This is a genomic window from Gordonia sp. i37 (assembly GCF_002043085.1).
Classification (GTDB): Bacteria; Actinomycetota; Actinomycetes; order Mycobacteriales; family Mycobacteriaceae; genus Gordonia; species Gordonia polyisoprenivorans.
Genome location: NZ_MVPX01000370.1, coordinates 1 through 2,166 on the forward strand (window position 1 = coordinate 1; position 2,166 = coordinate 2,166).

2 protein-coding genes are annotated in these 2,166 nt (G+C 70.2%); both read left to right on the top strand.

Annotated features, from left to right (window positions below):
- Window positions 1-41: 41 nt before the first annotated feature.
- A complete protein-coding gene (locus tag B1964_RS18000; protein WP_079930719.1) occupies window positions 42-689 on the top strand; it encodes a Pr6Pr family membrane protein in 648 nt (215 codons plus the stop codon).
- Window positions 690-858: 169 nt separating this feature from the next.
- Window positions 859-2,166 (top strand): Fis family transcriptional regulator (locus B1964_RS18005; protein WP_253194053.1); only part of this gene is annotated, 1,308 nt, incomplete at its 3' end.

The window sequence follows — 2,166 nt, forward strand, 5'->3', positions numbered from 1 at the left end:
GAGGAGCATGACAGGAACGACGAGCGTGACAGGATTGCGTCATGTCGGAATTCCCCGTCCTGTCCCGGATCGACGAACGCCTCTGGTGGATTCGACTCCTGCGGTTGGGCTTTGCGGCCCTGGGTGTGGCGGCGTTGATCCTGCTGCCGATCCGGCAGGCCGACGTCGCCGGTTTCACCCTCGGTAACTACCTGAGCTACTTCACCGTGCTGTCGAACATCGCCGCCGTCTGCGTGTTGACGATCGGCGCCGTATTCGCCCCGGAATCCGTTGTGTGGCAATGGGTCAGGGGCGCAGCCACCACATGCATGGCGATCACCGGGATCGTCTACGCACTGCTGCTCTCGGGTATCGACGTGAACCTGAACATCGAGTGGATCAACTCGGCGCTGCACCGTGTCCTGCCGCTGGTCCTGCTCGTCGACTGGATCGTGGTGCGACCGCGCCGCCTGCCCGCGTGGAGTTGGTGGAGTTGGTTGGCGATCCCCCTGGTCTACGGCGTGTACACGCTCACCCGGGGCACGGTCGTCGACTGGTATCCGTATCCGTTCATCGACCCGCGCGCACAGGGCTACCTGTCGATGACGATGTCGATGATCGTCATCGTCTTCGGGATGGCCGGGCTCGCGTTCGCGGTGTCCTGGCTCGGGACGCGGCTGCCGTGGCGAACGGCCGAATCCACCGGGTGACGGACACCCCACCAGCACTGGACCTCCCGAGGGCGGACCGGCGCCTTTCGCGTGCACCCCGACATGTGCCATCGTTGTGACCATCGACACAACAGCGGCAGCGCACCCCGATCCCCGCCATCGGACTCCCGGCCGACAGGTCATCGCAGCGTCCTGGCGGCGATCAGCGATGTCCGGAATCCGCCCCGACAGCGACGTACTGCCCGCGCCGGTCGACATCTCGTCGGCCGACCCGCTCCTCGACGCCGCCCGGCCCGTCCTCGACGACGCCGCCTCGCGGATCGTCGGCAGCGAGATGTCGCTACTGCTCGTCGACCACGAATGCCGCATGGTCTCCCGCGTCACCGGCGGCACCACCATCGAGCGCGCACTCGACGGCGCCGGCGCGGCCAGCGGGGTGCCCTTCGGCGAAGCCGCGGTCGGCACCACCGCGCTCGGCACGCCCGCCGAGATCCGTCGCGGCGTGATGGTCAACGGCTCCGAGCACTACCTCGAGAAGTTCAAGCGACTCAGCTGCTTCGGTCAGCCGATCATCCACCCGGCCACCCGACGCCTCGTGGGCAGTCTGTGCATGACCGAGGTCGCCGACAACACCAACCCGTTGGCGGTGCCGTTCGTCAACGGGATCGTCGCCGACATCGCCGATCGGCTCCTCGATCGCTCCCGCTCACATCAACGACGGGTGCTCGACGCGTTCCAGCGCGCCGCCCCGCGCCGCGACGTGGCGGTCGCCGCCATCGGTGACGACATCCAGCTCACCAATACCCTTGCCGCCGAACTACTCTGCGCATCCGACTTCGGCGCGCTGCGGGCCGTGGTGGCCGACCCGGCGCTGCACCCGACCACCCTGTCCCTGACCCTGGCCGGCGGGACCGCCGTGGAGATCCTCGTCGAGCCGGTGGCGGGGACCCATGGTGCGGCACTGTTCCATCTGCGGCCGCTGACCGTCGGAGCCACCTCGCCCCCCACACCCGCACGCCCGGCATCGGTGGCCGCGGGCATCGCGATCACCGGTGAGCCGGGTACCGGACGCAGCACGACGGCCCGCTCGCTGGCCGCCGACCTCGGCGGTGATCACCGACCCCCGATCGTCGTCGACGTCGCCGACGCCCTCATCGACGGCGCCGCGCCGGACATCGCGGCGGTGCTCGCGCGGAGTCGCGCGGAGTCGGTGGCGCTGGTCGTCGACGGCGCCGAACTCCTCGACGACCGGTCGCTGACGCTGCTCCGCCATGCCGCGGGCCGGGCCACATCGGCCGCGCCGGTGATCGTGGTGACCGGTCCGCCGGCGCAACTCGGCGCCGGGGCGGCGGCTCTCATCGGGCATTGCCCGCGACGGGTGGACCTGCCGCCGCTGCGCCAACGCAGCACCGAGCTCGCCGCGATCGCCAGCGGCATCGTCGCCGACCTCGCGCCGGACGCCGCACTGTCGAGCGGGGCCACCGACTGCCTGCTCAGTCAGGAGTGGCTGGGGGAC